The sequence below is a fragment of the Stenotrophomonas sp. genome, from assembly GCF_036662295.1.
GTDB lineage: Bacteria > Pseudomonadota > Gammaproteobacteria > Xanthomonadales > Xanthomonadaceae > Stenotrophomonas.
Genome location: NZ_JAVWXA010000176.1, coordinates 1 through 4,288 on the forward strand (window position 1 = coordinate 1; position 4,288 = coordinate 4,288).

Below are 4,288 nucleotides of genomic sequence, written 5' to 3' on the forward strand. Positions count from 1 at the left end.
GCGGGGCGGGGGGGGGGGGGGGGGGGGGGGGGGGCCGGGGGCCCCCCCCGGGGGTTATGTGGCCGGGCGCCGCCCCCCGCCCGGCACTACCACTGCCGGCCAGCGGCCGGCACTACCACGGGGGGTCAGTGACCCGATTCCACCTTGCGCCATTCCACGGCGGCACGGTCGAGCACGCCGTTGACATAGGTGTGGCCGTGTTCGGAACCGAAACGCTTGGCCGACTCGATGGCCTCGTTGATCACCACGCGGTACGGCACGTCCAGGCGGTAGCGCATTTCGTAGGCGGCCACGCGCAGGGCGGCGCGCTCGATGGCGTCCACTTCGTCGATGCCACGGTCCAGGTACGGGGTCAGCGCCTCGTCCAGGTCCTTGCGGTTGTCCAGCACGCCGTGGATGAGGGCCTCGAAATAGGCCAGGTCGGCGATTTCGCGGGCCTGCTCATGGGCGAACTGGGCGATGACGGTCTGCGCGTTGCCACCGGAAATCTGCCAGGCGTAGATGGCCTGCAGGGCACGACGGCGCGCGCGCGAACGCAGCACGGGGTCGATGCCATCACGGCGGACGGGTTTACCGGAGGGCTTGCCCGGGTTCGACTTGTTCACGGCAACTGCTCCAGAAGATTGACCATTTCCAACGCCGTCAGTGCGGCTTCCTCACCCTTGTTGCCATGGCTGCCACCGGCACGGGCCTCGGCATCCTCGGCACGTTCCACCGCCAGCACGCCATTGAGCACCGGCACGCCGAAATCCAGCTGCACGCGCATCAGGCCGTCGGCGCAGCCATCGGCCACGTGTTCGTAATGGCGGGTATCGCCACGGATCACGCAGCCCAGGGCGATGATGGCGGCATGTTCGTGCGCGGCAGCCAGGCGGGCGGCCACCAGCGGCAGCTCCCATGCACCGGGCACGCGGATCACGTCGATGGCGGCTTCGTCGATGCCGTTGCCGGCCAGGCTCTGCCGCGCACCGGCCACCAGCACGTCGGTGATGCGGGCGTTCCAGCGGCTGGCAAGGATGGCGAAACGGGCCTTGTCCGGAGTACGGAGGTCGCCTTCGTAGTGGCTCATATGCGGCTTGGGGGAGAGATTAAGGGGTAATTCTAACGTGGATGGGCCCCGGCCGTTGCCGGCGGGGCGGCCGATGGCCGCGATGGCGGTGCCGGCGCGGGCCGGCGATGTGCGGATCGGGTGGTGCGGGGAGCCGGCCAGCGGCCGGCACTACCGGGGGGATCGGTGCGTCCGGCGCGATGGCGGCGCGCGATCGGGCGGTGCGGGGAGCCGGCCAGCGGCCGGCACTACCGGGGTGGCCGGTGCCGCCGGCGCGGTGGTGCGGGCGGCCGGCGGTGGGGGTGGCGCGCGGGGTTACGGGGCGGTGACCGTCTCCACCACTTCCAGGCCGTAGCCGGCCAGGCCGATCTGGCGGCGGGGGGTGCCCAGCACGCGCAGCTTGCCCAGGCCCAGGTCGGACAGGATCTGCGCACCGGCACCGTTGCGGCGCCACTGGCTCACGTCCTTGTCCTTGCCGGGGGTGGCCGGCAGCGGCTGCTGGCGCAGGCGGGCCAGCAGGCTGTTTGTGTCGCGCGGGGCCGACAGCACCACCATCACCCCGCGTCCGGCGGCGGCGATGGCACGCAGCGCATCGGTGGCGGCCACGCCGAAATCATCACGGCGCCAGTGCAGGAGGTCGGCCAGCGGGTTTTCCACCTGTACGCGCACCAGGGTGGGCTCGGCATCGGGGGTGCCGCGGACCAGGGCGAAATGCAGGTCATGGGCGATGCGGTCGCGGTAGGTAACCAGCTTGAACGGGCCAAACTCGGTCTCGATCTCGCGCTCGTCCACGCGCTCGATGGTCTTCTCGGTGGCCAGGCGGTAGGCGATGAGGTCGGCGATGGAGCCGATCTTCAGGCCGTGCTCGCGCGCGAACACCTCCAGCTCGGGGCGGCGCGCCATGCTGCCATCGGGGTTGAGGATCTCCACCAGCACGCCGGCCGGTTCCAGCCCGGCCAGCATGGCCAGGTCCACGCCGGCCTCGGTGTGGCCGGCGCGGGTGAGCACGCCACCGGGCTGGGCGATCAGCGGGAAGATGTGGCCCGGCTGGTGCAGGTCGGCCGGCTTGGCGTCCGGCTTCACTGCGGTGCGGATGGTGTGGGCGCGGTCGTAGGCGGAAATGCCGGTGGTGACGCCCTCGGCGGCCTCGATGCTCACGGTGAAGTTGGTCTGGAACTGCGCGGTATTGGCCTGCACCATCGGCGCCAAGCCCAGGTCGGCGGCACGCTCGCGGGTGAGCGGCAGGCACACCAGGCCGCGGCCGTGGGTGACCATGAAGTTGATGTCCGACGGCTTGACCAGCTCGGCGGCCATGATCAGGTCGCCTTCGTTCTCGCGGTCTTCGTCATCGACGATGACGACCATGCGGCCCAGGCGAATGTCTTCCAGGATCTCGGGAATGGGGGCGAAGTTCATGCGTTTTCTCCGGCCGGGGCGTGCGCCGGCATGGCGATCAGGCGCTCGACGTAACGGGCGACCAGGTCGATTTCCAGGTTGACCGCGCTGCCCACGCCGGTGGCGGCGAAGGCGGTGTTGGCCACGGTGTGCGGGATGAGCGCGACCTCGAAGCCGGCCTCATCCACGGCGTTGACGGTGAGGCTGACCCCGTCCACGCAGATGGAGCCCTTCTTCGCGATATAGCGCAGCAGCCCCACCGGGGCGGCGAAGCGCCAGCGCTGGGCGCGGGCATCCTCGTGGATGGACAGCACCTGGCCCAAACCATCGACGTGGCCGCTGACCAGATGGCCGCCGAGGCGGTCGGTGGGGCGCATGGCGCGCTCGAGGTTGATCACCGCGCCGGGGGCCAGCTGGCCAAGGGTGGTCAGGCCCAGAGTCTCGGTGGACGCGTCGGCCTGGAACGTGGTGGCGTCGTGGGCGATGACGGTGAGGCAGACCCCGTTGATGGCGATGCTCTCGCCCATCTGCACGTGCTCGAACGGCAGGGTGCCCACGTTGAAGGTGAAGCGGACATCGCCGCCGAGGGTCTCGCGTGCGGCCAGAGCGCCGACGCCTTCGATGATTCCAGTAAACAAGAACGTTCTCCGCGAAAAGTGAGCGAAAAACGCCGCAAGGCCTATAGGCACGCGCCGAGCCCAAGGCCCGGTGGCACCGTCTTCTTTCATCCGGACTATACCGTCGGCTCCGGCATTGGACCGGATCTGCTGACCTCCCGGCAGGCCGGGAGCGCTCGCGGGCTCGTGCTTGCGCACCTACCGCCGGTGGGGAATCGCACCCCGCCCTGAAGACGTTTGTATACCGGCGAACCGGCCCGGCCATTGTACCAGCGCCAGCTGACTGCTCGCTTTTTGTGAAATTCTGGTTAAAATCCGCCTCGCGCGGCACTGATCGCCGCCCTGCCGCCCACGATGGGCCGGCTGAAATGGACCTCAACATCATCAAGGAACCTGCATGCGCAAGATTCTCCTGGCCGCCGCCCTGCTGGCCGCCGCCCCGTTTGCCGCCTCGGCCGCCGAGCCGATGAGCTACACGTTCGTGGAAGGTGGCTGGACCCAGCTGCAGCTGGACCGCAACGGCGCCGATTCCAAGCCGAAGCTGGATGGCGGCTACGTGCGCGGCTCGTTCGCGATCGCCGAGCAGGCGTATGTGTTTGGTGGGTACAGCATGGTGTCCAAGACCCATACCTACGACCTGGGCAGCTACGACCTGCGCGTCAAGCAGGAACTGAAGCAGCCGGAACTGGGCATCGGCTACCGCCTGCCGATGAGCGACCGCGTGGATTTCACGAGCGACATCGCCTGGCTGCGCGTCAACAATGAAGCCGAGTACGAGGCCGACGGCTTCGAGACCGAGCGCTACAAGGAACACACCAACGCCGCCCGCGTGACCCTGGGCGTGCGTGGCAAGCCCTCGGCGCGTACCGAGGCCTGGTTGAAGGCCGGCTACATCGACGGCAGCGACATGGACGGCACCTGGACCGGCACGCTGGGTGGCCAGGTGAACTTCACCCGGACCTGGGGCCTGGTGGGTGAAGTGCAGGCCTACGACGAGGTGACGCAGTTCTCGGTGGGCGTGCGCGCGAGTTTCTGATCGGGCCGCGACGGTCTACGTTGGCGCCATGATCGAACGGGCCCCGAAAGGGGCCCGTTTTTTTTGTGCTTCGCCCATCTGCGGGGTAAGGCTTTGCTGAAGCACGCGCGTGCATGCCTTGTCGCTTGGGGCGGGTACGCACAGAAAAAGCCGGTAGTGCCGGCCGCTGGCCGGCTTTCCACAGCCACCCTT

5 protein-coding genes and 1 riboswitch are annotated in these 4,288 nt (G+C 69.0%); of the genes, 1 reads left to right on the forward strand and 4 read right to left on the reverse strand.

Annotated features, from left to right (window positions below; translation table 11 throughout):
* Positions 1-125 precede the first annotated feature (125 nt).
* From nusB to RSA25_RS19075, 4 genes are all read right to left on the reverse strand, one after another.
* Complete coding sequence (gene nusB, locus RSA25_RS19060; protein ID WP_332810397.1) at positions 126-605, reverse strand: transcription antitermination factor NusB; 480 nt, start codon at positions 603-605, stop codon at positions 126-128.
* Positions 602-1,069 (reverse strand): 6,7-dimethyl-8-ribityllumazine synthase, encoded by a 468-nt coding sequence (gene ribH, locus RSA25_RS19065; RefSeq protein WP_332810398.1) that lies wholly within the window; start codon positions 1,067-1,069, stop codon positions 602-604. The genes nusB and ribH overlap by 4 nt, the downstream gene beginning before the upstream one ends.
* 294 nt (positions 1,070-1,363) lie before the next feature.
* Complete coding sequence (gene ribB / locus RSA25_RS19070; protein ID WP_332810399.1) at positions 1,364-2,464, reverse strand: 3,4-dihydroxy-2-butanone-4-phosphate synthase; 1,101 nt, start codon at positions 2,462-2,464, stop codon at positions 1,364-1,366.
* A complete protein-coding gene (locus RSA25_RS19075) occupies positions 2,461-3,081 on the reverse strand; it encodes a riboflavin synthase (RefSeq protein ID WP_332810400.1) in 621 nt (206 codons plus the stop codon). The genes ribB and RSA25_RS19075 overlap by 4 nt, the downstream gene beginning before the upstream one ends.
* 74 nt (positions 3,082-3,155) lie before the next feature.
* A riboswitch (FMN riboswitch) is annotated at positions 3,156-3,299 on the reverse strand.
* 158 nt (positions 3,300-3,457) lie between these two features.
* Between RSA25_RS19075 and RSA25_RS19080 the strand changes: the two genes are divergently transcribed.
* Positions 3,458-4,096 (forward strand): outer membrane beta-barrel protein, encoded by a 639-nt coding sequence (locus RSA25_RS19080; RefSeq protein WP_332810401.1) that lies wholly within the window; start codon positions 3,458-3,460, stop codon positions 4,094-4,096.
* The last annotated feature ends 192 nt before the right edge of the window (positions 4,097-4,288 follow it).

Bases quoted from the DNA above. Each gene is read 5' to 3' on its own strand.
- ribB (WP_332810399.1), bottom strand. From the start codon at position 2,464: ATGAACTTCGCCCCCATTCCCGAGATCCTGGAAGACATTCGCCTGGGC.
- RSA25_RS19080 (WP_332810401.1), top strand. From the start codon at position 3,458: ATGCGCAAGATTCTCCTGGCCGCCGCCCTGCTGGCCGCCGCCCCGTTT.
- ribH (WP_332810398.1), bottom strand. From the start codon at position 1,069: ATGAGCCACTACGAAGGCGACCTCCGTACTCCGGACAAGGCCCGTTTC.